The organism is Nocardia puris (genome assembly GCF_003315035.1).
Lineage (GTDB): Bacteria > Actinomycetota > Actinomycetes > Mycobacteriales > Mycobacteriaceae > Nocardia > Nocardia puris.
Genome location: NZ_QNRE01000001.1, coordinates 15218 through 39587, shown reverse-complemented (window position 1 = coordinate 39587; position 24370 = coordinate 15218). Strand labels below are relative to the sequence as shown.

Annotated in this window: 20 protein-coding genes; 7 read left to right on the top strand and 13 right to left on the bottom strand. The window is 71.0% G+C overall.

Annotated features, from left to right (window positions below; translation table 11 throughout):
- Nucleotides 1-56: 56 nt before the first annotated feature.
- Nucleotides 57-647: an Rv1733c family protein gene (locus DFR74_RS00160; RefSeq protein ID WP_067510960.1), complete on the bottom strand. Its 591-nt coding sequence runs from the start codon at nt 645-647 to the stop codon at nt 57-59.
- A gap of 192 nt (nt 648-839) precedes the next feature.
- Here DFR74_RS00160 and DFR74_RS00155 point away from each other — a divergent pair, with 192 nt between their 5' ends.
- From DFR74_RS00155 to DFR74_RS00135, 5 genes are all read left to right on the top strand, one after another.
- Nucleotides 840-1805: an Acg family FMN-binding oxidoreductase gene (locus DFR74_RS00155; RefSeq protein WP_067510961.1), complete on the top strand. Its 966-nt coding sequence runs from the start codon at nt 840-842 to the stop codon at nt 1803-1805.
- Between the two features lie 110 nt (nt 1806-1915).
- On the top strand, nt 1916-2776 hold the full coding sequence (locus DFR74_RS00150; protein ID WP_067510993.1) for a universal stress protein: 861 nt from the start codon (nt 1916-1918) through the stop codon (nt 2774-2776).
- 77 nt (nt 2777-2853) lie between these two features.
- A complete protein-coding gene (locus tag DFR74_RS00145) occupies nt 2854-5544 on the top strand; it encodes an HAD-IC family P-type ATPase (RefSeq protein ID WP_067510962.1) in 2691 nt (896 codons plus the stop codon).
- Nucleotides 5544-6296, top strand: coding sequence for an SDR family NAD(P)-dependent oxidoreductase (locus DFR74_RS00140; protein ID WP_067510963.1), 753 nt, complete (start codon nt 5544-5546; stop codon nt 6294-6296). Before DFR74_RS00145 ends, DFR74_RS00140 begins: the two co-directional genes overlap by 1 nt.
- Nucleotides 6297-6387: 91 nt before the next feature.
- The gene (locus DFR74_RS00135) at nt 6388-9618 is read left to right on the top strand and encodes a beta-phosphoglucomutase family hydrolase (protein ID WP_067510964.1); all 3231 of its coding nucleotides are present in this window, start codon (nt 6388-6390) and stop codon (nt 9616-9618) included.
- 84 nt (nt 9619-9702) lie between these two features.
- Here DFR74_RS00135 and DFR74_RS00130 read toward each other — a convergent pair whose 3' ends face one another.
- From DFR74_RS00130 to DFR74_RS00115, 4 genes are all read right to left on the bottom strand, one after another.
- Entirely contained in the window at nt 9703-10458 is a 756-nt protein-coding gene (locus DFR74_RS00130) for a methyltransferase domain-containing protein (protein ID WP_067510965.1), read from the bottom strand.
- Nucleotides 10459-10673: 215 nt separating this feature from the next.
- The gene (locus DFR74_RS00125; protein WP_067510966.1) at nt 10674-11618 is read right to left on the bottom strand and encodes an alpha/beta fold hydrolase; all 945 of its coding nucleotides are present in this window, start codon (nt 11616-11618) and stop codon (nt 10674-10676) included.
- 398 nt (nt 11619-12016) lie between these two features.
- Complete coding sequence (locus DFR74_RS36525) at nt 12017-12607, bottom strand: hypothetical protein (protein ID WP_147265708.1); 591 nt, start codon at nt 12605-12607, stop codon at nt 12017-12019.
- 452 nt (nt 12608-13059) lie between these two features.
- A complete protein-coding gene (locus DFR74_RS00115; RefSeq protein WP_067510994.1) occupies nt 13060-14253 on the bottom strand; it encodes an FAD-dependent monooxygenase in 1194 nt (397 codons plus the stop codon).
- A gap of 106 nt (nt 14254-14359) precedes the next feature.
- Between DFR74_RS00115 and DFR74_RS00110 the strand changes: the two genes are divergently transcribed.
- Nucleotides 14360-14989, top strand: coding sequence for a TetR family transcriptional regulator (locus DFR74_RS00110; protein WP_067510968.1), 630 nt, complete (start codon nt 14360-14362; stop codon nt 14987-14989).
- Nucleotides 14990-15029: 40 nt separating this feature from the next.
- Here DFR74_RS00110 and DFR74_RS00105 read toward each other — a convergent pair whose 3' ends face one another.
- From DFR74_RS00105 to DFR74_RS00080, 6 genes are all read right to left on the bottom strand, one after another.
- The gene (locus tag DFR74_RS00105; RefSeq protein WP_067510969.1) at nt 15030-15254 is read right to left on the bottom strand and encodes a hypothetical protein; all 225 of its coding nucleotides are present in this window, start codon (nt 15252-15254) and stop codon (nt 15030-15032) included.
- Between the two features lie 256 nt (nt 15255-15510).
- Nucleotides 15511-17484: an HAD family hydrolase gene (locus tag DFR74_RS00100; protein ID WP_067510970.1), complete on the bottom strand. Its 1974-nt coding sequence runs from the start codon at nt 17482-17484 to the stop codon at nt 15511-15513.
- A 13-nt stretch (nt 17485-17497) separates the two neighbouring features.
- On the bottom strand, nt 17498-18115 hold the full coding sequence (locus tag DFR74_RS00095) for an AAA family ATPase (protein WP_067510971.1): 618 nt from the start codon (nt 18113-18115) through the stop codon (nt 17498-17500).
- A complete protein-coding gene (locus DFR74_RS00090) occupies nt 18112-18867 on the bottom strand; it encodes a polysaccharide deacetylase family protein (RefSeq protein WP_067510972.1) in 756 nt (251 codons plus the stop codon). Before DFR74_RS00090 ends, DFR74_RS00095 begins: the two co-directional genes overlap by 4 nt.
- Nucleotides 18854-19834, bottom strand: a complete 981-nt coding sequence (locus tag DFR74_RS00085; protein WP_147265707.1) for a glycosyltransferase family 2 protein — start codon at nt 19832-19834, stop codon at nt 18854-18856. The genes DFR74_RS00090 and DFR74_RS00085 overlap by 14 nt, the downstream gene beginning before the upstream one ends.
- 29 nt (nt 19835-19863) lie before the next feature.
- The gene (locus DFR74_RS00080) at nt 19864-21153 is read right to left on the bottom strand and encodes a nucleotide sugar dehydrogenase (protein ID WP_067510995.1); all 1290 of its coding nucleotides are present in this window, start codon (nt 21151-21153) and stop codon (nt 19864-19866) included.
- Nucleotides 21154-21284: 131 nt separating this feature from the next.
- On the opposite strand from DFR74_RS00080, the gene DFR74_RS00075 reads away from it, so the two are divergent.
- Nucleotides 21285-21878 (top strand): NUDIX hydrolase, encoded by a 594-nt coding sequence (locus DFR74_RS00075; RefSeq protein ID WP_067510974.1) that lies wholly within the window; start codon nt 21285-21287, stop codon nt 21876-21878.
- Here the strand turns inward: DFR74_RS00075 and DFR74_RS00070 are convergent.
- Together DFR74_RS00070 and DFR74_RS00065 are read right to left on the bottom strand one after the other, a co-directional pair.
- Complete coding sequence (locus DFR74_RS00070; RefSeq protein ID WP_067510975.1) at nt 21810-22823, bottom strand: hypothetical protein; 1014 nt, start codon at nt 22821-22823, stop codon at nt 21810-21812. The genes DFR74_RS00075 and DFR74_RS00070 overlap by 69 nt on opposite strands.
- 526 nt (nt 22824-23349) lie before the next feature.
- The gene (locus tag DFR74_RS00065) at nt 23350-24330 is read right to left on the bottom strand and encodes an AraC family transcriptional regulator (protein ID WP_067510976.1); all 981 of its coding nucleotides are present in this window, start codon (nt 24328-24330) and stop codon (nt 23350-23352) included.
- Between the last annotated feature and the right edge of the window lie 40 nt (nt 24331-24370).

Genomic DNA, 24370 nt, shown 5'->3' with positions numbered 1-24370 from the left:
ATGTCCGGTGTCCGTCCGGTTCCGCATCGCGCGGACCACGGGGCGGTGTGGTGTCGCTAGCTTTCGCCGCTGACCGAACGGTCCATCAGCGCCCACTCGCGCTCCCACTGTCGAGCGTGCCGCCGATCCGACAGCAGTGTCGTGCCGTGCCACACCCCGGCCGCGAGGGCCACGCTCGCGGCCCACAGCAGGATCGTGACGCCGATGCCGTTGAACACCGCGGCCGCGGGGCCGCGCGGTGGTCGCGTGGGCGTTCCGTCGGCACCGAGCCAGACCGGGATCGTGTCGCCGAGGCCGGTGCCCTCGGGCACGGTGACGGTGGCCTCGGTGGCGTGGCCGTCCGCGTTCCAGCGCGCCTTCGCGCGGTACTCGCGCGTCTCGGTCCACACCGGCTCGGAGGTCACCGATGCCTCGACGGTGGTGACGCCGGCGCGCTCGGCCCGGATGCGCTGTGCGTCATCGGTGTAGACCTGCGTTCCGATCGCCATCGCGACGGGTAGTGCCACCAGGACGATGCCCACCAGCACCGTCCGCACCAGGAACTCCATCCGGTCCGATCCGCGCAGCAGCGGACTGGCGTTCCACGGGCGGGTACACCACCAGAGCGGGGCCGGTCCGCGGCTTCCGTGGTTCTCGGCGTCGATCATGACCGATCCCTCTCGAGCGACGTCCGTTCTCCGACGAGCGTCGCGCGCGCGGGAGGGTGCCGGCCAGGGGCGAAGGCCATCGCTGACGGTGCGCCAACGGCCTCGCGGTGGGGGTCCTGTGGCCCTGCCGCAGCGCCTCGGGAGCGGCGAGACTGGTTGTCGTCCACTGTCCGCCCGGACCGGGGAGGCGTGATGAACCGGAGCGTTCCCGACGACGCCACCGTGCGCGCCGTTGTCGCGCGCGCGAATCGGGCACCGTCGCTGCACAACAGCCAGCCTTGGCGCTGGCGGTGGAACGGTGTCCGCCTCGCGTTGGCTGTCGATACCGGCCGATTGCTGCCCGGGACCGACGCCTTCAACCGGCAGGGTGTGCTCGGCTGCGGTGTGGCACTGCACCACGCGGTGACGGCGATGACGGCCATGGGGTGGCGGCCGGTAGTGTCGCGTTTCCCGGAGCCGGCCGACCGGGCCCACCTGGCTTCCCTCGAATTCCGCGGCCGCACCGAAGTTTTCGACGGCGATGTGGAGCTGGCCGACGCGATCGAGGCCCGCTGTTCCGATCGCGCGCCGTATGCCCACCCGGAACAGTGGCCGCGGCTGCTGCCGGTGCTGTTGGAACTGTGCGCCCGCCACGACACCCGGCTGCTGCCGATCGCCGACGCCGAGTGCGCGGCCCTGGCCGAAGTGGCGTGGACCGCTTCGGCGTTGCGCCGGCGCGATCCGGTCTACCAGCACGAGATGACCTGGTGGCTCGGTGGCGGCGAACCGGGTTCGGGGGTGCCCGCGGCGGCGCTGCCGCATCGCGAGGACGGCGCCCGGGTCCCGCTCAACCGCGAATTCCTGCCGGGGACAAGCGATTCCGGGCCGGAACGCCGAGACGGTGCGCGGATCGTCGCGCTCGGCACCCGCGACGAGAGCGCGGAATCGCTGCTGGCGGGTGGCGAAGCACTGTCGGCGCTGCTGCTGGAATGCACGGTCCACGGCCTGTCCACCTGTGTCATGAGCCATCTGACCGAACTGCCCGCCGCCAGGGCGAAGGTCGTCGAGGTGATCGGCGACCCGCACCCGCAGGTCTTCGTCCGCATCGGCAGGTCCACCGCGCCGCGGCCGCCGCGCACGCCGCGCCGCGACGTCGACGATGTCCTCACCACGGAGTGAGCCGGACACGCCTGACCTTCGGCACCCCGATCGGGGACCAACAGCACACGCCGGGAGCCGTGATCGCCTCCTACGCTTCGGATATCGACCACAGCGAAAGGGCGAAAACAATGTCGACCCATCACGATCTGCCGGTAGTCGTCGGCTGCGACGGCTCGTTCCCCTCCCTCGACGCGGTGCGGTGGGCCGCCGCCTACGCCGCCGAACGCAAAGCGCCGCTGCGCATCGTGTACGCGATCGGCATGGCGGCGGAGTTCGGGCTGCGGGCGCCCTACGCGCCGGTGGACGACGAATACGAGCGCGCCGAGGGTGAGGCCGTGCTCGCCGACGCGCGCGTGGCCGCCGAATCGGTGGGGGAGCCCGGCCTCGGCGGTGACATCGGTACCGAACTCGTCCGGGCAGCCGCCATACCGGCTCTGCTCGATCGCGCCGAGCACGCCCGCCTGGTGGTGAGCGGCACCCGTGGCCACGGCGCCTTTCTGCGTGGACTGCTGGGGTCGACCAGTTCGGCACTCGCCCGCCACGCCCGGTGCCCGGTCGCGGTGGTCCCCGGGCCGGGACAGGACTCGGGTCCGGTCGTGGTCGGTGTCGACGGATCGCGGCACAGTGCGCTGGCGATCGAGATCGCCTTCGACGAGGCGGAGCAGCACGGCGCCGAACTGGTGGTAGTGCACGGCTGGTCGGAGGTCTTCCGCTACGCGCCCCGCACCGAACTCCAGCGCGAGGGCGAACTCGTGGTGTCGGAGAGCATCGCCGGGTATGGCGAACGCTATCCCGAGGTGAAGGTCCGGCGCGTCGTGGTCGAGGAGCGGCCCGCCCGCCGGCTGCTGAGCGAGGGCGAACGCGCGCGCCTGATCGTGGTCGGCAGCCACGGGCGCGGCGGCTTCCCGGGGATGACCCTCGGATCGGTCGCGCAGGCCGTGGTGCACGGCGCGACCGTGCCGGTGATCGTCGCCCGCGAGCCCTCCTGAACCGGCGTCCGGTCCTCGACCGGGTGTCACGAAGCGGGGCCGAGCCGCTCCGACGAGGCGAAGGGCGAGGTGGAGCGATGATCACGCCGGCACCGGAGGCGGCCCACCACGAGCTGGCCGCCCACGAAGTGGTGCTGTTGCTGGAGAGCGATCCGCACCGCGGGCTCTCCGAAGGCGAAGCGGCGCAACGCCTGCTGCGGTTCGGGCCGAACGCGCTGCCGGGCACCGAGACCGCGGGCCCGGTACGGCGGATGCTGCGGCAATTCCACCACCCGCTGATCTACGTCCTGCTGGCCTCGGGCGCGCTGACCGTCGGCCTCGGTGAGTACGTCGACGCCGCGGTCATCCTGGGCGTGGTGGTCGTGAACGCCGTCGTCGGCTACCTCCAGGAGACGAAGGCCGAGGCCGCGCTGGAAGGGTTGCGGTCGATGTTGCGCACCCGCGTCACCGTGGTCCGCGAGGGCCGTCGCCACCGCGTCGACTCCGCCGATCTGGTCCCCGGCGATCTGGTGCAGCTCGAGGCGGGCGACAAGGTGCCCGCCGACCTGCGCCTCGCCCGATCGGCGGAGCTGCGGGTGAACGAGTCCGCGTTGACCGGCGAATCCGCGCCGGTCCGCAAACACGACGGTGTGCTGTCCGGGGCGCTGCCGGTGGCCGATCGCCGCAACATGGTGTATTCGGGCACGCTGGTCACCACCGGAACGGGCGCGGGGATCGTGGTCGCGACCGGCACCACCACCGAACTCGGCGAGATCCACCGCCTGGTCGGTGCGGCACACACCCTGGCCACGCCGCTCACCCGCAAGCTCGCCGAGTTCAGCCGGATCCTCACCGCGGGCATCCTCGCGCTGGCCGCGGCCACTTTCGCGGTGGGCCTGCTGCGCGGCCAGGACACACAGGAGACGTTCGTGGCCGCGATCGCGCTGGCGGTCGCCGTGATCCCCGAGGGGCTGCCCGCGGTCGTCACCGTCACCCTCGCGATCGGTGTCGCGCGAATGGCGCGGCGGCACGCGGTGATCCGCAGGCTGCCCGCCGTCGAGACGCTGGGCAGCACCACGGTGATCTGCTCGGACAAGACCGGCACGCTCACCGAGAACCGGATGACGGTCACCGCCGTGTGGACGCCCACGCGGCGCTACGAGGTCACCGGATCCGGCGGCACACCGCTGGGCGGTCTGCGGACCGGGGACGGCGCCCCCGTCGGCGCCGACGACGATCGAGCCCTGCGCTGGTCGCTGCTGGCCGGGGCGGCGTGCAACGACGCCGCGCTCACCGAGCGCGACGGCCGCTGGCAGCTCGTCGGCGATCCGACCGAGGGTGCGATGCTGATGGTCGCGGCCAAGGTGGGGCTGTTCCCCGGCGAGGTGCGGCGACAGTGGCCGCGCGCGGCGGTGATCCCGTTCAGCTCCGAACGGCAGTACATGGCGACACTGCACGCCGACGGCGCGGGCGGCCACGTGGTGCTGGCCAAGGGGTCGGTGGAGCGAATGCTGGAACTGTGTGGCGCGCAGTTGGATTCGGCGGGCCATCGCGAGCCGCTGGACCGCGAGGCGACGCTGCGCGCGGCGACGGACCTCGCGGGCGAGGGACTGCGGGTGCTGGCGACGGCCGTGCGATCCGACGCGACCACCCGGGCGTTCGCCGAGGATGCGCTGCCCGGCACGTTGGTGCTGACCGGCCTGCAGGCCATGCACGATCCACCGCGCGCGGCGGCGCGGTCCGCGATCGAGGCGTGCCGCTCGGCAGGCATCACCGTCAAGATGATCACCGGTGATCACGCGGTGACCGCGGCGGCCGTCGCCGAGCGCGTCGGCCTGCTCGACGCACCGGGGCCGGGCGCCGTGCTCACCGGAGCCGAACTCGCCGCGCTGCCTGCGGGCGATCTGCTGGCGGCGGTGCGGCGGGCGAGCGTGTTCGCCAGGGTCTCGCCCGAACAGAAACTGCGCCTGGTCGAGGCGTTGCAAGCCGCGGGCGAGGTCGTCGCGATGACCGGCGACGGCGTCAACGACGCGCCCGCGCTGCGCCAGGCGGGCGTCGGCGTCGCCATGGGCCGCGGCGGCACCGAGGTCGCCAAGGACGCGGCCGACATGGTGCTCACCGACGACGATTTCGCCACCATCGAGGCGGCCGTCGAGGAGGGGCGCGGCGTCTTCGACAACCTCACCAAGTTCATCACCTGGACGTTGCCCACCAACGTGGGCCAGGGCCTGGTGGTGCTGGTCGCGATCCTGCTCGGCCTGACCCTGCCGATCCTGCCCACCCAGATCCTCTGGATCAACCTCACCACCGCGGTCTTCCTCGGGCTCGCGCTGGCCTTCGAACCCAAAGAACCCGGCATCATGGCCCGGCCACCGCGCACGCCGGACGCGCCGTTGCTCACCCGGGCGGTGGTCGTGCGCATCGCGCTGGTCTCGACGCTGCTCGTGGCCGGTGCGTGGTGGCTGTTCGAATGGGAGTTGAGCCGGGGCGCGAGCCTGCCCGAGGCCCGCACCGCGGCGGTGAACCTGTTCGTCGTGGTGGAGACCTGCTATCTGCTCAGCTGTCGTTCGCTGCGCCGATCCGCCTGGCGCACCGGACTTTTCACCAACCGGTGGGTGGTGGCGGGCATCGCCGCGCAGGCGGCGGCCCAACTGGCGTTCACCTATCTGCCGGTCATGAACACCATCTTCGACACCGCGCCGATCGGCCCGGACGCGTGGTTGCGCATCGGAGCGCTCGCGGCCGTCGCCTCGGCGGTGGTGGCGCTCGACAAACGAAAGGGAATGTGATGTCCGACAACAACTCTCTCGATCTGCGCGGACGCAGCGCCGTCGTCACCGGCGGGGCGCGCGGCATCGGCGCGGCCACCGCGCGCGCCCTGGCCAAGACCGGGGTGGGCGTGGTGGTGGCTGACATCCTCGACGCCGACGGCCGCGCCACCGCGGCCGATATCGGTTCCGGCGCGGCCTATCACCGCCTCGATGTGACCGACGAGGAGCAGTGGCGGCGCGCCCTCGACGACGCCGAGGCCGAGTTCGGTCCGCTCGCGGTCCTGATCAATAACGCGGGCGTGCTGGCCTCCGGCGCGATCGACACGCAGGCGCCCGCCCTGTTCCGGCACGTGCTGGAGGTGAATCTCATCGGCGCCTGGCTCGGCATGCACCTGGCGGCGCCCCGGCTGCGCGCCGCGGGCGGCGGCGTCATCGTCAACGTCTCCTCCACCGCGGGATTGCAGGGATATCCCGGCATCGGCGCGTACGCCGCGTCCAAGTGGGGCCTGCGCGGACTGACCAAATCGGCCGCGCTGGAACTCGGGGCGGCGGGCATCCGGGTGTGCTCGGTGCACCCCGGGCCCATCCACACGCCGATGACGGCCGACTTCGACCCGGATATCGCCGCGGCGCAACCACTTCCGCGTTTCGGGGAGCCCGAGGAAGTGGCCGCCATGATCCGGTTCGTCGTCACCGAGGCGACGTTCTCGACGGGGTCGGAATTCGTCCTGGACGGCGGGGCGACCGCCGGTCAGCAGCTCACCGTGTGAGGGACCGGATGCACCCGAACGCGAGACCCCCGCGGGCGCCGACGGCGAGAGCGGCAGCATTGCCGTGACACCACACCGCGCGCGGGCCGAGATGAGACTCGAGCACCTGCCCGGCCCGGCGGGACGCACCGCCGACGGCTTCGGTGCGGTCGTATTCGACATGGACGGCGTGGTCACCGACACCGCCGCCACGCACGCCGCGGCCTGGAAGGCGCTGTTCGACGAGGCGCTGCCCCGCCTGGCCGCCGCCGCGCCCCCGTTCGACATCCGGGCCGACTACCGGCCGTACGTGGACGGTCGCGCCCGCGAAGACGGGGTGCGCGCGTTCTGCGCCGCGCGCGGGCTCCCCCTTCCGGAAGGCGACCCGGACGACGATCCGGGCGCGCTCACCGTGCACGGCTTGGCGAAACGCAAACAGCGGCTGTTCGCGGCCGAACTGGCGCGCACCGGCGTGCGCGTCTTCCCCGACGCGGCGGCGCTGCTGGAATCGCTGCGAGCCGCGCACGTGCCCACCGCCCTGGTGACCGCCAGCCGCAACGCCGCCGCCGTGCTGGACGCCGCCGGACTGACCACCCTGTTCACGGTGCGGGTCGACGGCACGGACGCCGAGGCCATGGGGTTGCCGGGCAAACCCGATCCGGCGCTGTTCCTGGAGGCGGCGCGCAGGCTGGGCGTCGAGCCCGCCGACACCGTGGTGCTCGAAGACGCCGAGGCCGGGGTGCGCGCCGGCGAGGCCGGCGGCTTCGGATTGGTGGCGGGCGTGGACCGCGCGGGGGCGGGCGCGCGCCTGGCCGCGGCGGGAGCCGACGTCGTGGTCACCGATCTCGCCGATCTCGCCTTGGCGCCGCGCCACCCCGGCGGGCCGGGCACCCGGTGGGGCGGTGGCGCGGCCGGCGACGTGCCCGGCGGGTGGAATCTGATCTACGACGACTTCGTGCCCGCGGCGGAGACCACACGGGAAGCGTTGTGCACCACGGGAAACGGCTACTGGGCCAGCCGCGGCTCGGCAACCGGTGGCACCGCGGGCGCGGTGCACAACCCCGGCACCTACCTGGCCGGGGTCTACAACCGCGCGATCGCCCGCATCGACGGCCGCGTGGTCGAGATCGAGCACCTGGTGAACGCCCCCGACTGGACGCACACCACGATCAGGCCCGACGGCGGAGCGCCGCTGACTCCGGACTCGCCCGCCCTGGTGGGCCACCACCGCGACCTGAACCTGCGCGCGGGCGTCCTCACCACCGTCGACCGCTACCGCGACGACCGCGACCGCGCGACCACGGTGACCACGCGCCGGTTCCACTCCGTGGCCGAACCGCACCTGGCGGTCATGGAGGTCACCGTCGAGGCCGACAACTGGTCGGGCACCGTGTGTTTCGGCGTGGGAGTGAACGGCGGGGTGCGCAACCGCAATGTCGCCGCCGACCGCGTGCTGGGCGGCGACCACCTCGCGCCGGGCCGCCACCGCGCGCTCGATCGCGACACCCTGCTCTACGAAACCTCCACTCTCCGTTCCGGAGTCGCGCTCGCGTTCGCGCTGCGCACGCGCACCGAATCGCGCGTGCTCGCGCGCACGGCACGGGACGACCCACTGTGCCCTGGCACCGAGCTGGAATTCGAGATCCGCCCCGGTGCGGCGGTTTCGGTGGAGCGCGTGGTCGCGGTCGCGACCTCGCGCGACCGTGCCGTCGCTACCGCCGCCCTCGCGGCCGCCGATCGGATCGCCCGCGCGCCGCGCGCGGCGGCGATCCTGGCGGCCCATGTCTCGGCCTGGGCGGGGCTGTGGGGGCGCTTCGGCATCCGGCTCGGCGGCGATCTGCGGCATCGGCTGGCGCTGAACCTGCACGTCTTCCACGTGCTGCAAGCGACCGCCGCCGCCGGGCCCGATCTCGACGCGGGGATGCCCGCCCGCGGGCTGCACGGCGAGGGGTACCGAGGTCACATCTTCTGGGACGAACTGTTCGTCTACCCGATCCTCACGCTGCGCAGGCCCGAACTCACCCGCGCGTTCCTGCGCTATCGCGCTCGCCGGCTCGACCGCGCCCGCGACGCCGCGCGCGCCGAAGGGCTCGACGGCGCGCTGTTCCCTTGGCGGAGCGGCAGCGACGGCCGCGAGGAATGCCCCACGGAGCTGCTGAACACCCGCACCGGGCGGTGGATGCCCGACCGCTCGCATCGCCAGCGCCACATCGGGCTCGCCGTCGCCTACAGCGTGTGGCAGTACTACCAGAGCACCGCCGACGACCGCTTCCTGCTCGAGCACGGGGCGGAGCTGATGATCGAGGTGGCGCGGCTGTTCGCCGGGCTCGCCGTGCACGATCCGTCCGAGGACCGCTTCGACATCACGGGGGTGATGGGTCCCGACGAGTACCACGACGGCTACCCGGACCGGTCCGAACCGGGGTTGCGCAATAACACCTACACCAACGTCCTCACCGCCTGGGTCCTCGCCCGCGCCGGGGAGGTGGCGCGGCTGCTGGACGGCTGGGATTGCGCGCCGCTGCGGGAGCGGTTGCGGTTGCGCCCCGAGGAACCCGCGCGCTGGGACCACATCAGCAGGCGCCTGCGCGTTCCCTTCCACCGCGACGGCATCGTCAGCCAGTTCGAGGGCTATGAGGATCTCGCCGAATTCGAGTGGGACGCTTACCGATCCCGGTACGGCAATATCGAGCGCCTCGACCTGATCCTGCACGCCGAGGGCGACACCACCAACCGCTACAAACTCTCCAAACAGGCCGACGTGCTCATGCTGTTCTACCTGTTCTCCGCCGAGGAGCTGCGCCACGTCTTCGAGCGGCTCGGATACGCGCTGCCGCCGGAGCTCATCCCGCGCACCGTGCGGTACTACCTGGCCCGGACCAGCCACGGGTCCACCCTGAGCAGGCTGGCGCACGCCTGGGTGCTCGCGCGCACCGACCGCGCCGCGTCGTGGACGTTGTTCACCCGCGCGCTGGACGCGGACCTGGCCGACACCCAGGGCGGCACCACCCGGGAGGGCGTGCACATCGGCGCGATGGCGGGCACCGCCGACATGGTGCTGCGCTGCTACGGCGGCATCGAGACCCGCCACGATATGCTGCGCCTGCACCCGGTCCTGCCCGTCGAACTGCGCGAGGCGGAGTTCACGATCGCCTACCGCGGCCAACTGCTCGGCGTGCGCGTCACCCACACCGAAGTCCGTCTCGACCTGCACCCCAGCAGCGCCGAGCCGATCCGGGTGTGCGTGGAGGACGAAGAGCGCGTGCTCGGCGCGGGACAGAGCTGGACCGTTCCCCTGTTGCCGCGCAACGCTTTTCCCGAGAACGCGGACCGACCGGAGTGAGGTCGGGCGGGCGCCGGCGTCCTCCTGGCTCCCTGCCTGCGGAATGTGTTGTGGATGAAGGAATTTCGTGCGCGAGGCGCGATCTCAGCGTTTGGTCGCGACCACCGTCTGCGCGAGTCCGCTGAGCGTACGGTCGGTCGCGCCGAATCCGGCGTTCTCGAGGTAGCCGGTGATCTCGTCCGGGTCGAACATGGTGACGCCGCTGAGTTTCTCCCACGCGGGGTGGCGCAGGAGGGGGCCGCGGGCGGCGCTGGTGACGATGACCAGGCGGCCGCCCGGCCGCAGCACGCGGGCCATCTCGGTGATCGCGCGGACCGGCTCGTTGATCAGATACAGGGCGGCCAGGCAGCTCACGGCGTCGGCCACGCCGTCGGCGAAGGGCAGGTGCTCGGCGTCGCCGCGCACGTAGGCGACGGTGGGGCCGGAATTGTCGTGGACGGCGCGGCGCAGCATCTGGTGGGAGGCGTCCCCGCCGACGGCCAGCCCGTCCGGGGCCACGCCGGTGCCGAACCAGCCGGTGAAATTGCCGGGGCCGCAACCGATGTCGAGCAGCGTGTCGCCGGGGCGCAGCCGCAGCAAGCCGGAGATCCTGGCCCGCTCCGAATCCCGTCCGGAGCCGATCGCTCCGGCGAGCAGGCGGTAGCCGAGCGGGCGCGCGAGCTGATACCCGGCCGAGTAGACGCTGGTGCGCATCAGCCGCTGGGCGACGCTGTGCACCGGGGGCGCGCTCGCGCCGAGCGTGTCCGTGTACCCGTGCCGGGTGAGCACGACGCGGGTGCAGCGGCGCGGGTCGAGCAGCGCGGTGAGGCGGGCCGTGGCGCCGGGAGCGGGTCCGGTCATGATCGCGACCTCGTGGTTCGGGGGAATTCGGCACGGTGCTGGGAGGCGCGCGATGAGAATCTCCGGAATGTATGCAACGCTTGGGTGCCCTCGGTGGCAGACAAGCGAGGTAGTCGTAGACGTCCGAGGGCGAACTTTTGAGGTAGGCCGAAGTCGCCTTGGTGCCGCCCCGCGCATCGCGGAACTCTCCCGTGGGCTGCCGTGGTGGTCGGTATTCAGGCCGCCAGGCGCAGGTGACGGCGGGCGGGCCGCGCACCGGTGCGGCCGAGCAGGCGGGCCAGGGCGTCGGCGACGGGCGCCGGTTGTTCGAGGATCACCGAGTGGCCCGCGCCGTGGACGGTGACCAGGTCGGCGTACTCGACGGTGGCCGCCATGGCGACCGAGTGCGAGAGCGGGGTCATGAGATCGGCGGTGCCGCACAGGATCACGGTCGGGATGCGGGAGAGCAGGGGCAGGGCGTCGGTGCGATCGAAATCGGCGAACCCGCTGAGGAAGCTCGCCATCGTGACGATCGGGGTCGCGTTGTGCATCGCCTTGGCCAGCGCGAGGGTGCGGGGGCTCACGGTGCGGTTGCCGAATTCGGCGGTGCGGATGATCGGCGCGAACACCTTGCCCGCCAGCAGTTTCGCGCGCTGCATGGTCTTGGGCGCCCAGCGGACCGCGGTCTGGAAGGCGGCGATCACCGGGCTGCGGAGCAGCCGCCCGAAGCCGGCCTCGGCGAGGCCGTTCGCCGCAGTCGCGATGAGGGCGACACCGGCGATCCGGGCGCCGATCTCGTGGGGGTTGCGCGCGGCGTAGGTGAGGGCGGTCATGCCGCCCATCGAGTGACCGGCCAGGACGACGCGCCCGGTGGGGGCGACGGCGTCGAGCACCGTGCGCAGGTCGTCGGCGAGCTGGTCGAGGTGGTAGGTGCGGCGGGCGGCGGTGGCGGAGTCGCCGTGCCCGCGGTGGTCGTAGCAGACGATCCGCGCGTCACCGCACCGCCGCGCCAGCAGGTCGCGCACGTAGGTCCACGACTCCGAGCGCAGGCAGTGCCCGTGCAGCAGGACGACGGTGACCTCGGCGTCGCGCGGCCCGTACTCCCGCACCGCCAGCTCCGCGCCGTCCACGGCCGTGACCACGGAACGGCGTTCCTGGCTGGTGAGCGTGGTGGTCGGCATCGGTCTCTCCGGTCGCTGGTGGTGTGGTCTCCCACTCTCCGCCCTCGACCGCTCCGGCAGCAGACCCCCGAGTGCTGAGTGTGCTGCTCCGAGGTGGCACGAATCCCCACCCTGGGTGGAGTCGATGCCGTGCCGGGCGGCCCGCGCGCACCCGAACACACCAGCGCCAGGCCTAATTGGTCGGTATCTCGATATCGCCGGGCCGAGCTGTGCTCCACCGCTGCCGGCTGCTCGGTGTCGGCCGACTCGGTGCGGCGGCAGACGATCCGGGAGCGCGACAGTGGCGTCGCGCTCCCGAATCAGGAACGGGCGGCGCGTTCGATGCGGCGATGGCCGAGCCGGGATGGCCCGGCTCGACCACGGCCGCGGACGTTCTCGTGAACCGTGTGTGCGTAATCCTAGTTGGCGCAACCGATCGCGACGCCGTCGGCGCGCGGGACGCCGAGACGGTTCACGCAGTCCATGCCGAGGCCGATCTCTAGCAGGCGCCAGCCCTCCTCGGTGTACTTGAACAGGTACATCTCGGGGTGCAGCACGCCCTCGGGGTAGGTCATCGCGGTGGCGAAGTTGCCGCTGCACCGCGCGTCCTGGAGGTCGGCCATGTGCACGTCCGGCGATCCCGTCATCCGCAACGTGGTGATCAGGTATTCCCTGGTCACCACGTCGCACGGGGCGGACTGCGGCGGTGCGGTCGAAGGTGCGGGCGCCGGGTTTTCGGGGGCCGGTGCGGGTGCCGGGTTTCCGGGGGCGGGCGCGGGTGCCGGGTTTCCGGGGGCGGGCGCGGGCGGGTTGCCCGCCGGGGCCGGGGTGTCACCGGCGGGAGCGGGAGCTTGCTCGGCGGGCGTGGGGGTCGCGCTCGCGGGCGCGGTGGTCGAGGCGGAGACGGTACTGGACGCCGATGCTCCGGCATCGGCAGCGTCTTCGCCACCACATGCCGTCAGGGCCATCGCGATCGCGGCGGCGGCCGCGAGTAGAGCAGGTCGTTTCACTGTGTCTCCCGAGTGAGGCCGCGCTGGGCGGCTGCTGTCAGATAGTTCGGTCCGCTGATGCCGACCGAAGGGCCGTCACGGCACAGCTCCGCCCCGAGTCGTATTCTCGAAAAGGCAAGGGAAAGAGCGTCATCCGACCGGCAAATGGGTGCGGATGGCCGAAATGGGATTGCGACGACACCTACTGTGTCGTGATCAGAATTTCGCCTACGCCGCGCCGGGCTGGAAGTGCGCGGCTTTCGGAGCGGCGGACATCATCATCGCACCGCCCGGCACGGCTCCCACGCCGGGGCAGCGACGGATCGAATCATCCGAAATCCGTTTCTCTCGAGTTGTTTTCGGTCACCGCTGTGACCCACCGACTGAATCGATCATCGCGAACCGCGCGTTACACAGTTTCGCCACCGTGTTCGAACGCGCTGGTCGAAGGGCTGGCCGGGTGCGTACCCGGCTCAGGCGCGTGCGGCGCGGGCGATCGACCGCCGGGCCAGCTGGCGCAGTCCGGGCAGGGTCATGGCGCGGATGGCGGCGTGCTGGGCCCACACGTGGGCGCGAGTCGGCGGTGTGTACTGGACCATGCCTTTGCGCGCCTGCGCTTGTCGCGTCCGAACGTCGGGCCTGCGCCGGGATTCCCACTCGGACAGGGCCGACGGGATGTCGCCGGGGTGGTTGTCGAGGGCGTCACCGAGTGTGGTGGCCCCGGTGAGCGCGAGGGCGGCGCCGTGACCCGCGAACAGGGAGACGCACCAGGCGGAATCCCCGAGCAGCGTCACGCGTCCGTCGTGCCACGCGGACATCTTGATCTGGCTGACCGAGTCGAAGTAGACCTCGGCGGAACTCGCCGAAAGCTGAGACAGGACTGCGGGTATCGCTCCGCCGAGATCGCCGAACGCCTCCGTGAGCGCTCGGTGCGGGCCCCGCGCCAGGTGCGCGGCCGCGTCGGCGGTGCGGTAGGTGAAGAACGCGCACGAACGCCCCGGCCCCAGGTTGATCACCGCGGCGGTGCGGCCGGGCCCGATGAAAGTCGTTCCGGCGCAGTCGGGTAGATCCTCCGGGACTCGGCTGAGCGGAAAGGCCGCCACCACGCAGCCGAGGTCGACCAGGTGTTCGGCTTCCGGTCCGAAGACGAGTTCGCTTACGCCCGAATGCAATCCGTCGGCGCCGACGAGGAGGTCCGCTTCCTCGTGGGAGCCGTCGCTGAACGTGACGTGCACGCGATCGTCGTCCTGCGTCACGCCCGTGACGGTGGTCGCGAACCGGACCTCGACGTCGTCGCGCACCGCCTCGAACAGCGTGGCCTCGAGATCGCCGCGGAACACGGTGAGCGCGCGTTCGCCGAGCGCGGCGTGCGCGAGTTCGGTCGGAACTGTGAGCTTATGGGTCCCCTCGGCGTCGACCAGGATCGACGTGAACGGCCCCAGATCGTGGCGGCGCAACGCCTCGGCGATGCCCAGCTGTTCGGCCGCCTCGTAACCGGCTCCGAGCAGGTTCACCATGTATCCACTGCTGCGCCGGGCCGGTGCCCGCTCCACGATGAGCGGGTGCCACCCGCTGCGATGCAGCCGCAGCGCGGTGGCCAGTCCCGCGATGCCGGCACCGGCGATGATCACGCGCCGGGTCGAGTTGTCGGGCCGTGTGTTCGTCATCGTGAGGTCTCCCATCGCCCTTGGTTTGAGCGTTTGCTCAAACCAAGTATGAACATACGCTCAAACCGGTCGTAAGCGGGACGGCCCGTGGCTCTACACTCGGGGGATGCCCAGAGGTGTCGCGATTCCAGAGGTCAGGCAGCAGCTGTTCGCCGCCGCCGAGTCGGTGATCCTGCGCGACGGGGTGGCGCGGCTGCGCGGCCGGGCGGTCACCGACGAAGCGGGCGTCGCGACCGGCCTGCTGTACGCCCACTTCGCCGATTTCGACGACTTCGTGTACGGCTATGCCGTCGACCGGCAGTTCCAGCTCTCGGCCGGGGCGGCCGCGCTGCGCGAGCGCGTCGGAGCGGCGACTGTCGTCGAAAACCTCTGTGCGGCAGTCGAAGAACAACCACCGGTCGCTGTGATCGCGCTGACCCGCCTGCTCGCCGCGCGCCCCGACGTGGGCCGGCGCATCGAGGAAATTCTGGGGGAGCGGACGGCGGGGTTCGATGCCCTCGAAGACGCGGTCGCCGCCTACCTGGCCGCCGAGCGGGACCTGGGCCGCCTCGCCGCGACCGCCGACCCCGGCGTGCTCGCGTTCACGGTGGTCGCCGTCGTCCACCGGCTGGTCCTGAACGCCGACGATCCGCCCGCGATCGGTCCGGAGTTGCGTCGGCAGCTGACCCATCTCCTGCGCGGATTCGCCTCGGCGGGGACACCTTCCGAGGCGGATGTCCAGGACCGGGTCATCTAGGCCGGTAACCGATCGCGTGGAACGGCTAGGAGATGGACAGTCAGTCCGCGACCGCCGAGTACACGGGTCCATCGAGTTCGGTCCTGTCCGCGCGGACCCAGGAGCTCACCTCGGCGTCGTACTCATCGCTGGCGGAAGGATAGATGTAGACGCACCCGATCACGTCCCCACCGACGATCTCGAGGACGGTATAGGTGAATCCGCGGCGCTCGACGAAGTGGGTCGCGTGACGCTGCAAGTCGGCGAGGTTTCGTTCCAGCCTCATCCCGTCCACCGGCGGCCAACTGCCGTCAGGGAAACCCGGCGTCGCCCGGGTTCTTGGGCGAGGTCTACCGCCGACGCCTGGAGGGGGCCTGGGTGAACGTGCCCGGCTTCGCCCGGGACGGCGCAGCGATCTGGCCGGTCGCATGGTCCCTCGCTGGAGAATGTCAGCGTTGACGAATCGGCACTGACAATTTCGTGTCTTCGTGCAGAGCCTGCACAACGGGGCCAGAGGGCTTCGGGGCGCTGAATCCGCGAGGTCAGACGCCAGCCAGTTCGGGCAGGAGGTGGGCGATGTCGGCGCGGAGTTGGCCGGGTTCGGTGAAGTGGTAGGCCGATCCGCCCCATTCGCGGAAGATCTGGCAGGTGTCGGCGCAGTCGTCGATGAGGACGGCGTCGGCGGGGGTCAGCCCGTAGCGGTCCAGAGTCGGGCCGAAGAACCGGTCCGGGGACTCCTTTTTCAGCGATCCGACTGAGGAGGAAACGATCAGCTCGTCGATGCGCAGCTCACCGGTTAGGACGCGGGGTGCGGCGTGGACGAAGCATTCCATGTTGTCGGAGGCGACTGCGAGGAAGGCCCGGTCGCGTAGGGCTCGGACGATGTCGGCCATGTCGGGGTTGATCTTGGCGTTGCGGCAGTCGCGCAGCAACTCTCGCAGCAGGTAGTCGTTGCTGTAGCCGCGGGGCAGGGTCAGGTTCAGGGTGTCGATGACTTGTTCGTCGGTGACCTGCCCGCGCATCCAGGAGCCGACGAATTCCTTGCGGCCCCGGAACAGGTCTTCCAGCGCGGCGTTGAGCGGGCCAGCGAGGGGGTGGCGTTGGTTGCCGAGGATCGAGTCCCAGAACTGGGCCGTGGACAGGGTGTTGTACCAGTCGAAGAAGACGAAGGTGCCGAAGATCGGCAGCACGCACTGCACTGGGGCATCGACACGGTTGGTCATTCGGTCTCCCGGGTCCGAGGCTGGATCGGTGCGTGGCCGCGAGCGACGTCGCGGGCGAGCAGCGCTGCTCCGCGCAGTCCACCGGCCCAGCAGCTCACCGCAGCGACTGGGTAGTAGAGGATCGCCCGGGTGATGTGCCTGCGCCGGGGCCGGTAGGCGCTTGGGGAAGTCGAGCCGGCGCAGGCCGAGGAGCATCGCGATGAGCGGCCCGTAGAGCGCGAGGAGCCATCCGAGGATGGCCATGACCCGCTGGCGAGGTGAGGCCACGATCAAGGTGATCACCTGGGCGGGCACGGCCAGCGCCCATTTGACGCCGCCGTAGGTGCCTTGGGCGGCGATGAGGTGGCCGCGGCGGGTGCGCGGGTATTCGCTGCTGCACAGCGGTCCGCGGATCCAGGTCGAGCGCTGCCGCTGCAATTCCCGGACCGAGGAGGGCGCGTCACCGCATTCCAGGGTGGAGAACGGGTGGATGTGCAGGCCGGCTTCGCGGATCGCGACGCCGAGGGCGGCGTCCTCGAGACCGTGGCGCGGGCTTGGCAGCCCGCCGAGGCGCCGATAGGTGGCAGTCGCGATGAGCAGGCCGTGCCCGACGGTGTGCTGGTACCAGATCGACCGCAGCCAACCCGGCAGACAGTGCAGGTGCCCGGCCCCGGCGAGGTAGCGGAAGATCTCGTGCTCGAAGCTCCACCGCGATTGGTAGAATGCTTCGGCGGTCGCGACCGGCCCGAGGTCGTCGAGGTTGCCGAAGAACACACTGGACTGCTGCGCCACCGCAACGGTGGCGGCGAGTTCGACGATCTCGGCGCAGCCGTGGGGCGAGAGCCGGGAATCGATGTTGGCGACGTAGAGGTGGTCCGGCGGCGCGGGACGGGTGGTCAGCAGGTCCAGGGCCCAGCCGAGCTGTTCACCGTAGGTGCGGTTCACGCGCGGGTAGTGCAGCAGTTCCGCGCGACCGGCGACAGTGGCGCGGCGAAAGCTCGCGGCGGCTGTGACCGCGTCCCAGCTGTGCGGTCCTTCGGGGCGTTCGTGGCGTTCGCGGTCGGTGGTGAGGACGCACAACCGAAGTTCGGGGTGGTCGGCGAGGAGTTTGCACCAGTGGTCCACGCACTCGGCGGCGCGGTCGGCTTCGTGGAGCATCGGCACGACGACCACGATATCGCTGCCCGCCGCGACCCGCCCGGGCTCGGATCGGACAGATTCGCGCTGGTCGGCGAGCCGCCGCAACCCGCGGACGGCAGCGTGTGCGCACCAGGTGCTCCACACCCCGTTGACCAGCATCACCGCGGCGCTCACCCATCGGACCCGGTCAGAGGACATCACGGACGCACTCGCATGCGTGGGCGACGACCTCGGCCAAGGGCTGGTTGGAGTTCACGACCAGGACGCGGGCATCGCAGGCGGTGAGGACCTGGCGGTAGGAGTCGATGAGCGTCGACAGGAACTCGTGTGTACGTAGTCGGGTATCGATGGTGCGCGCGAGCCGGTGGTGGCGTTCGACGGCCGCCTGAGCCGAGACGGCGAAGAACACCACGACCGGCGGGATGGTCCGCTCACACACCGCGGCCGGTGCCTGCCCGGCAGTGTCGGGGTCGCCGGGCAGGCCGAAGGCGGTGTGCAGGGCGATCCGGTAGGCGGCGATCGACAGGTAGCAGCGGTCGAAAATCACTGTCGGGCTGCCGGATTCGTCGGCCTGCTTCCACCGGCGGTCGTCCAGGTCCCGATACATTGCGACCCGGTGATGCTGGTCGTCAGCCGAATCCGACAGCTGCGCGATGCGCACGCGCTCGGTCGGAGTCAGCATCTCGTGGTAGTCGGGTACGACCCTGACCTCGGGGTGCTGGCGGGCCAGTTCGGTGGCGGCGGTGGATTTCCCGGCGAACGGAATGCCTTCGAAGGCGATCACGCGCGGTGCGGTGTCGGTCATGATGTGCTCGCTTCCTCGGTGATGCGCTGGGCCAGGGTGATCGGGGTGTCGTCCGAGGTGAGCAGGAACCGGGGCCGCAACAGCTGCCCGGTGTCGATGCCCGGGTCGGTGGTGGTCAGGTGCGGGTAGAGGCCGAACCGCTGGTTCAGCGCGAGGGTGGCCGGGTTGTGGCAGCCGTAGGGCAACACGAACTCCCGGCACGCCCCGGTCAGTGCGTCGAGGTGTTCTTTGGCTTCCACCAGCTGGAACAGCACCTCGTTCTCGGTGGCCGGGTCGTGCTGTCCGGCGCCGGGCCGGTCGGTGTATCGGCCGCCGATCGGTGTCGCCAGCAGCGCCCCGTGCGGGTCGTAACTGGCCAGACGGGTATGGGAGAACCCATGTGCGGCGATTCGCACACCGCGGGCGGTGGCCGCTCGCAAGTCGGTGGTGGTGCCGTGGCCGGTGCGTCCGATCGAGGCGACCGGGACGGCCGCGACGACTTCGGCGAACTCGGTGACGTCCAGGGCGGGGAGCACCAGGTCGAACAGCGACCGGTGGTTGTCGTCGAAATACAGCCGGACCCGCCTGGTCAGGGCGAGGTCACGGCACCATGCCACGATCGCGTGCAACCGGTCGATGGTGGTGTCGAACCGGCTCCACAACCCGTCGGAGTCGGTGGCGATGTCGTGGAAGACGAGGTTGACCAGGGCGCCGGTGTGGGCGAGCCGGTCGGCCAGTGCGGTGGCGGTGTGGTGGTGGTCAGTCGAGGTCATGGGCGAGGAACTCCGTGAAGAACCGGCGGTGCGCTGTGGCCAGGTGGGTGTCGCGGTCGCGCTGGTTGTGGTGGGCCGGGTTGTGTTCGACGTGCACCGCGGCGACGGTGATCTGGGGGATCACCGGGACGCCGGAGGCGGTCAGCCGGGCGGCGAGACTGGTTTCGGTGAACCCGTAGCGGGCGAAGGCTTCGTCGAAGCCGCCGACGGCAAGCGCAGGGCCCACCGGGACAGCGAAGCAGCCACCGAGCACCATGTTCGGCAGCAGCCACGGACCTACCGCGCCGTGCCAGCTGCGGAAGTAGTTGGTGGCGGGGACCAGGTTGAAGCGGTGCCCGACATACATCCAGTCGCTGGGATCGGCGATCCACGACGGCTGAAACCGGCAGGAGAACCGCCAGTCCGCGGTGATCGACGCCGCCGAGATCGCCCGCGCGGGTGCGAACTTCTCGGCGCCGGCCCGGTAGGTCGACATCAGCGAAGCCACGATCGGCGCCGGCCCCGGTCGCGTGGTCGGTGGCTGCCACAGCCGACAGGTTTCGATGACCAGGTCGGGGTGGACCAGAACATCGGAGTCGACGAACAGCGCCAGGTCGAACTCGCGGCTGGCCCGCAAACCGGTGTTGCGTGCGGCGGCTCGGCCCTGGTTGTGGGGCAACCGGATCACCCGCACCAGCCCCGGCGCGGCGTCGGCGGGGAACGGGTGGGTCCTCGATCCGTCGTCGACCACGACGATCTGGGCGGCCGGTGCGCCGAGGCCGATCCCAGCGCGGTAGGCGGCGACGGCCGCGGCGAGCCGGTGCACGCACTCGATCGCCAGCGGACCGGTCTCGTAGTACGGGACCACGCACGACACCCGCAGCGGAGGCGCCGGCCAGTGCGGCGTTCGTGGATCGAACCCGTAGTCGTTGTCGTGGGCCAGGATCGCCGACCGCAACGTGCGCCGCCGACCCAACCGGCTGTTCATCCCCGAGTTCACCTCAGATCACCTGCTGCTCAGAGGAATTCGACATTCGAGCTGCGGGGCAGGATGGCGCAGGCGTCGAAGACGTAATCGGCGGCGGCCAGCGCTGCGGTGTCGAGTTGGTCGTGGCCGACGAGCACCGCCACCGCGGACACTGCCGCGATCAGTTCCGGTGTCACTACCCGCAGGACCTCGGCGGCGGACTCGGCGACCGGGTCGTAGACGAGCACCTGAGCCCCGCAGCCGCGCAGGTGCGCGATCACCGCGGCGGCCGCCGAGCCCCGCACGTCACCGATGTTGGGTTTGTAGCTGATCCCCGCCGCCAGCACGACCGCCTGCCCGGCGCCGATGCCGCGCTGCGCGAGGCCGGTGAGGATCCGTTCGGCCACCCACACCGGTGCAGCGTCGTTGACCGACAACGCCGTCTCGATCAGGTCCGCCGCCGCGCCGCCGGTTTCGCCGATCCGCCAGGCCAGGTAGCGGGGTGCGACCGGGATGCAATGTCCGCCCGCACCGACGCCCGGGGTGAACGGCATGTACCCGTAGGGTTTGCTGCCCGCCAACTCGATCGCGGACCACACATCGGCGCCGAGGTCGCGCCCGTGGTGGGCGATCTCGTTGACCAGGGAGACGTTGACCAGCCGGAAGGTGTTCTCGATGAGTTTGGCCAGTTCCGCTGTTCGCATGTCCGGGGCCAGGACGACGGTGTCGACGATGGTTTCCCAGAACACGGCGACCGCCGCGAGCGACGCCGTGTCCGAGCCGGAGACGATCTTGGGGATCGTGACCATCGCATCGATCCCGTCGCCGGGGTTGATCCGTTCCGGCGTGTACCCGACATGCAGGTTCACCCCGGCCCGCAGGCCCGAGGACTCCAGGGCCGGGATCACGATCTCGTCGGTGGCGCCCGGCCACGTCGTGGATTCCACGATCACCAGGCATCCGGGGCGCGCGTGCGAGGCGACGGTCTTGGCCGCGGCCTCGAGGCTCCGCAGGTCCGGTCGGCCCGCGGCAAGAGGTGTCGAGACGCTGATGACCGCGACCTCGAACCCGTCCAGCGCGGCGGCGTCGGTGGTCGCGGCGAACCGGCCGGTCGCCAGCGCCGTGGCCAGCCGGTCGCGGGGCACGTCGCCGAGATCTTCGCCGCCGCTGGTGATCCGGTCGATCCGCAGAGGGTCGGTGTCGTAGCCGAGGACCTTGTGGCCGGCTTCGGTTGCCAGGACCGACACCACCAACCCGATGTGTCCTTGACCGATCACCGCGACCCGACGCCCCACCCCCGATCGCGCTGGTGCCGGTCCCTGCTGAGTCGGTGGAGTCATCATGGTTGACCTCGAATCCCTTGCCGGACAACGTCGTAACTCCAAGAATCGACGCCCGGCACGGCGCCCGGAAGGTAGCAACCCGTAGCACGACGACCCGGAACCAGTCGTCTGGCCGGTACCGTGAGGACATGGCTTCCCCGCCCCGCACGGACGTGCATTCCGACCGCACCGTCTACGAAGCGTCCCCCTGGCTGCGGGTGAGCCTGCACGACATCACCACCCCCGACGGTGTGGCGCGCACCCATCACGCCGTCCGGCTCAACACCGTGGCCTGCACCGTGGTCGTCGACGACCACGGCCGGGCACTGCTGCTACACCGGCACCGGTGGATCGTCGGCGCACTCGGGTTCGAAGCCCCGGGCGGCATCGTCGAACCGGGTGAAGCGCCGGAGGTGTGCGCCCGCCGGGAACTGCTGGAAGAGACCGGGTTCGACGTCGGCTCCCTCGAATTGGTGGCTGTTCTCGAGCCGATGCCGGGTCTGGTGCAAACCCCCCATCACATCTTCATCGGCCGCGCGCCGCGCCAAGTCGCCGCCCCGAGCGACGGTGAGGAAGCCGCCGACCTGGTGTGGGTGCCGTTGACCGAAACTTGCGAGCTGCTCGCGGCGGGCCAGCTGCTGGGCACCGCGACCGCTGTCGGGATGCTCGCCGCGCTACCGGCTGCCGCTCAGCTCCCGCACGCGCCGCGCGAGCAGGTCGTGACGGTAACGCAGACGCCGTGACCCCACCTCGGTAATGGCCCGCGACGCTGCCGTCAGCCGCGCCGTCGCCTGGTCCAGATCGCCGGTGCGCGCGGCGTACTCGGCCAAGTCGAGCACCTGCCCGGCGCGGGCCCGCACGAACTCAGCAGGCAACCCCGCCAGCGCCTGCTCGGCGATCGGGCCGGCCGCACGGTCACCGAGCCGCACCAGCAGATGCCCGTTCCACCGCTGAAGATGGATCTCGTTGAGGGCGAGGAACGGCAGCGCAACCTCGTCGCCCGGTCGGGCGTGGGCGAGCACTGTTTCCGCCTCGGACATCGCCTCACGCACGGTCGAGGCTTCACCAGGACACCACGTGGCGACCTGCGCGCGGGTCGCCGCGAGCCAGGCCCGCAACAGCATCGGCAGGCCAGGCAGGGATTCCGCGCGCCGGACCTGGGCCAACGCCCGGCGGGCATGCCCGGTTTCCGACAGCATCACCGCGTGCTCGCCGAGCGCGTGCGCCAGCAGCGTCGAATCCCCCGACCGTGACGCGGCCTGCCTGGCCAGCCCGAAATGCCGGTTCGCTGCGGCGTGGTCGCCGACATCGAGGTCTTCCCAGGCCGCCAGCGCCGCAGTGTCAGCTTGCACCAGCGCGACGGTGCGCCGATCGGCACCCGATCGGCTCTCCCACATCGCCTCCAGCGCCGCCACGTGACCAGCGGTCTGTGCCCGCACGAACGGCGCGCCGAGGCGCCGGTCCAGCAACCGCAGGCTGTTGGTGTGGTGAGCCAGGACCCCGAACAGCGAATCGTCGCGGAGCTCATCCTGCTCATCCATCGGCCCAGCCGGGTTCGTGGGCGAGAGTTCCAGGACGCTGCACAACAGCCGGGTATGGACCGGGTCGGGCGCGGTGTGCCCGTTCTCCCACCGCGACAACGCCACGCGTAGCGACGCCGGGCTCATCAGCGTGACGTGCTCGAGCACAGCCCGGCTCCGCAGGGCAGCCAAGAGCTGGGATTGAGACCATCCGCGAGCGTGGCGAGCTGAGCGGATGAGGTGTCCGTCCATCCGCGGTCATCCTGTCGAGCGAGCAGCGGCGCGGGCGCCGAATCCGGCACGGGGCAACGAATCTCAGAGTCTCACATCGGCCCGCAGGCCGCACCAATCACGGGAACAACGGCGATCACCGGCGCGCCGACCAGTGGTTTCGGTTAGAATCTGCCGCTTCGGTCATACGTGGGATGTAGCCGACGTACTCTCTACCCAGCGGGCCGTCCACCACGGGTGGGTACCAACCGAGCTTGAACCGAACAGCCATCGTGTGCGCTCCTCGTCCCGAAACAATGCCGTGCCGACGGTCTGTCATCACCAGAAACCGGGCAAGCAACGATTGAGAGTTGTTGCCTGGCAGCCGAAATCGAATGGACGGCATTGTCGCGCGGCGGCGGTGCTCGTGGTCGTCCTGGGGTGTTGCCGGTGTCAAGAGTTGATACCGAATCTGCCCGCGGATTCAGGTAATTGCCGCGTATACCGGCAACTCGGGGGAGCGGCGGATCGCGCCCGGGGCGACGCCGAGGGTGCGTTTGAAGGCGCGGCTGAAGGCGGCTTCGGATTCGTAGCCGAGGCGGCCGGCCAGTTGGGTGACGGCGACGTCTTCGTGGCGGAGCAGGTCCAGTGCCACTTGCATGCGCCAGCGCGTGACGTACCGCATGACCGGTTCGCCGACCAGTTCGGTGAACCGCGCCGCGAACGCCGAGCGCGACATGGCGGTCTCGCGGGCCAGGGACGCCACCGACCACGGGCGGGCGGGGTCGCGGTGCACGAGGGCGAGGGCGTGTCCGATGCGGGGGTCGCGCAGCGCGGCCAGCCAGCCGGAGCGGTCGCCCTCGCGGGCGATCCACGCGCGGATGGCCTGGATGACGAGAATGTCCGACAGCCGGGTGATCACCGCTTCGCCGCCGGGGCGCAGGTGCCTGCCCTCGGCGGCGATGAGCCGCAGCGTGCTGTACATCCACTCCGATTCCGGGGTCGGGGAGTCCGGCGCGCCGTCCACCACGATGGTGCGGGGCAGCGCCGCCACCAGGTCGCGCGCGGCCGGATGGCCGAAACGCACTGTGCCGCAGACGATACCCGTGGGTGCGCCACCGCCGCCGTGGCGCAGGATCGCATAGCGGTCGCTGGCGTAGTCGTAGGGCAGCTGTTCCACTGGTGCGGCGGGTGATCCCGGTTCGCTGAGCAAAAGGTGTCCCTCGCCGTGGGGGACGAGGGCGAAGTCGCCGGGCTGCAACTGGCGGGGCTCGTGGCCGTCGACGTCGAGCCAGCATCGCCCGGTGTTCACGACGTGAAACCACATCGACCCCGGCTCCGGAGACAAACGCAGTCCCCACGGCGCGGTCAGCTCGGACCGGCAGTAGAAGGTGCCCGACATGCGCAGGAAATGCAGGGCCTCGCCCAGGGGGTCGGAAGTGGTCCAGGGATCGTCGCCGCGCATGGGCTCAGTCTGCTCGCGTGGTGCTCGATCGTCCAGACGC

Coding starts and splice junctions, on each gene's coding strand:
- DFR74_RS00160 (WP_067510960.1), bottom strand. CDS start 647: ATGATCGACGCCGAGAACCACGGAAGCCGCGGACCGGCCCCGCTCTGG.
- DFR74_RS00155 (WP_067510961.1), top strand. CDS start 840: ATGAACCGGAGCGTTCCCGACGACGCCACCGTGCGCGCCGTTGTCGCG.
- DFR74_RS00150 (WP_067510993.1), top strand. CDS start 1,916: ATGTCGACCCATCACGATCTGCCGGTAGTCGTCGGCTGCGACGGCTCG.
- DFR74_RS00145 (WP_067510962.1), top strand. CDS start 2,854: ATGATCACGCCGGCACCGGAGGCGGCCCACCACGAGCTGGCCGCCCAC.
- DFR74_RS00140 (WP_067510963.1), top strand. CDS start 5,544: ATGTCCGACAACAACTCTCTCGATCTGCGCGGACGCAGCGCCGTCGTC.
- DFR74_RS00135 (WP_067510964.1), top strand. CDS start 6,388: ATGAGACTCGAGCACCTGCCCGGCCCGGCGGGACGCACCGCCGACGGC.
- DFR74_RS00130 (WP_067510965.1), bottom strand. CDS start 10,458: ATGACCGGACCCGCTCCCGGCGCCACGGCCCGCCTCACCGCGCTGCTC.
- DFR74_RS00125 (WP_067510966.1), bottom strand. CDS start 11,618: ATGCCGACCACCACGCTCACCAGCCAGGAACGCCGTTCCGTGGTCACG.
- DFR74_RS00115 (WP_067510994.1), bottom strand. CDS start 14,253: ATGACGAACACACGGCCCGACAACTCGACCCGGCGCGTGATCATCGCC.
- DFR74_RS00110 (WP_067510968.1), top strand. CDS start 14,360: ATGCCCAGAGGTGTCGCGATTCCAGAGGTCAGGCAGCAGCTGTTCGCC.
- DFR74_RS00105 (WP_067510969.1), bottom strand. CDS start 15,254: ATGAGGCTGGAACGAAACCTCGCCGACTTGCAGCGTCACGCGACCCAC.
- DFR74_RS00095 (WP_067510971.1), bottom strand. CDS start 18,115: ATGACCGACACCGCACCGCGCGTGATCGCCTTCGAAGGCATTCCGTTC.
- DFR74_RS00090 (WP_067510972.1), bottom strand. CDS start 18,867: ATGACCTCGACTGACCACCACCACACCGCCACCGCACTGGCCGACCGG.
- DFR74_RS00085 (WP_147265707.1), bottom strand. CDS start 19,834: ATGAACAGCCGGTTGGGTCGGCGGCGCACGTTGCGGTCGGCGATCCTG.
- DFR74_RS00080 (WP_067510995.1), bottom strand. CDS start 21,153: ATGACTCCACCGACTCAGCAGGGACCGGCACCAGCGCGATCGGGGGTG.
- DFR74_RS00075 (WP_067510974.1), top strand. CDS start 21,285: ATGGCTTCCCCGCCCCGCACGGACGTGCATTCCGACCGCACCGTCTAC.
- DFR74_RS00065 (WP_067510976.1), bottom strand. CDS start 24,330: ATGCGCGGCGACGATCCCTGGACCACTTCCGACCCCCTGGGCGAGGCC.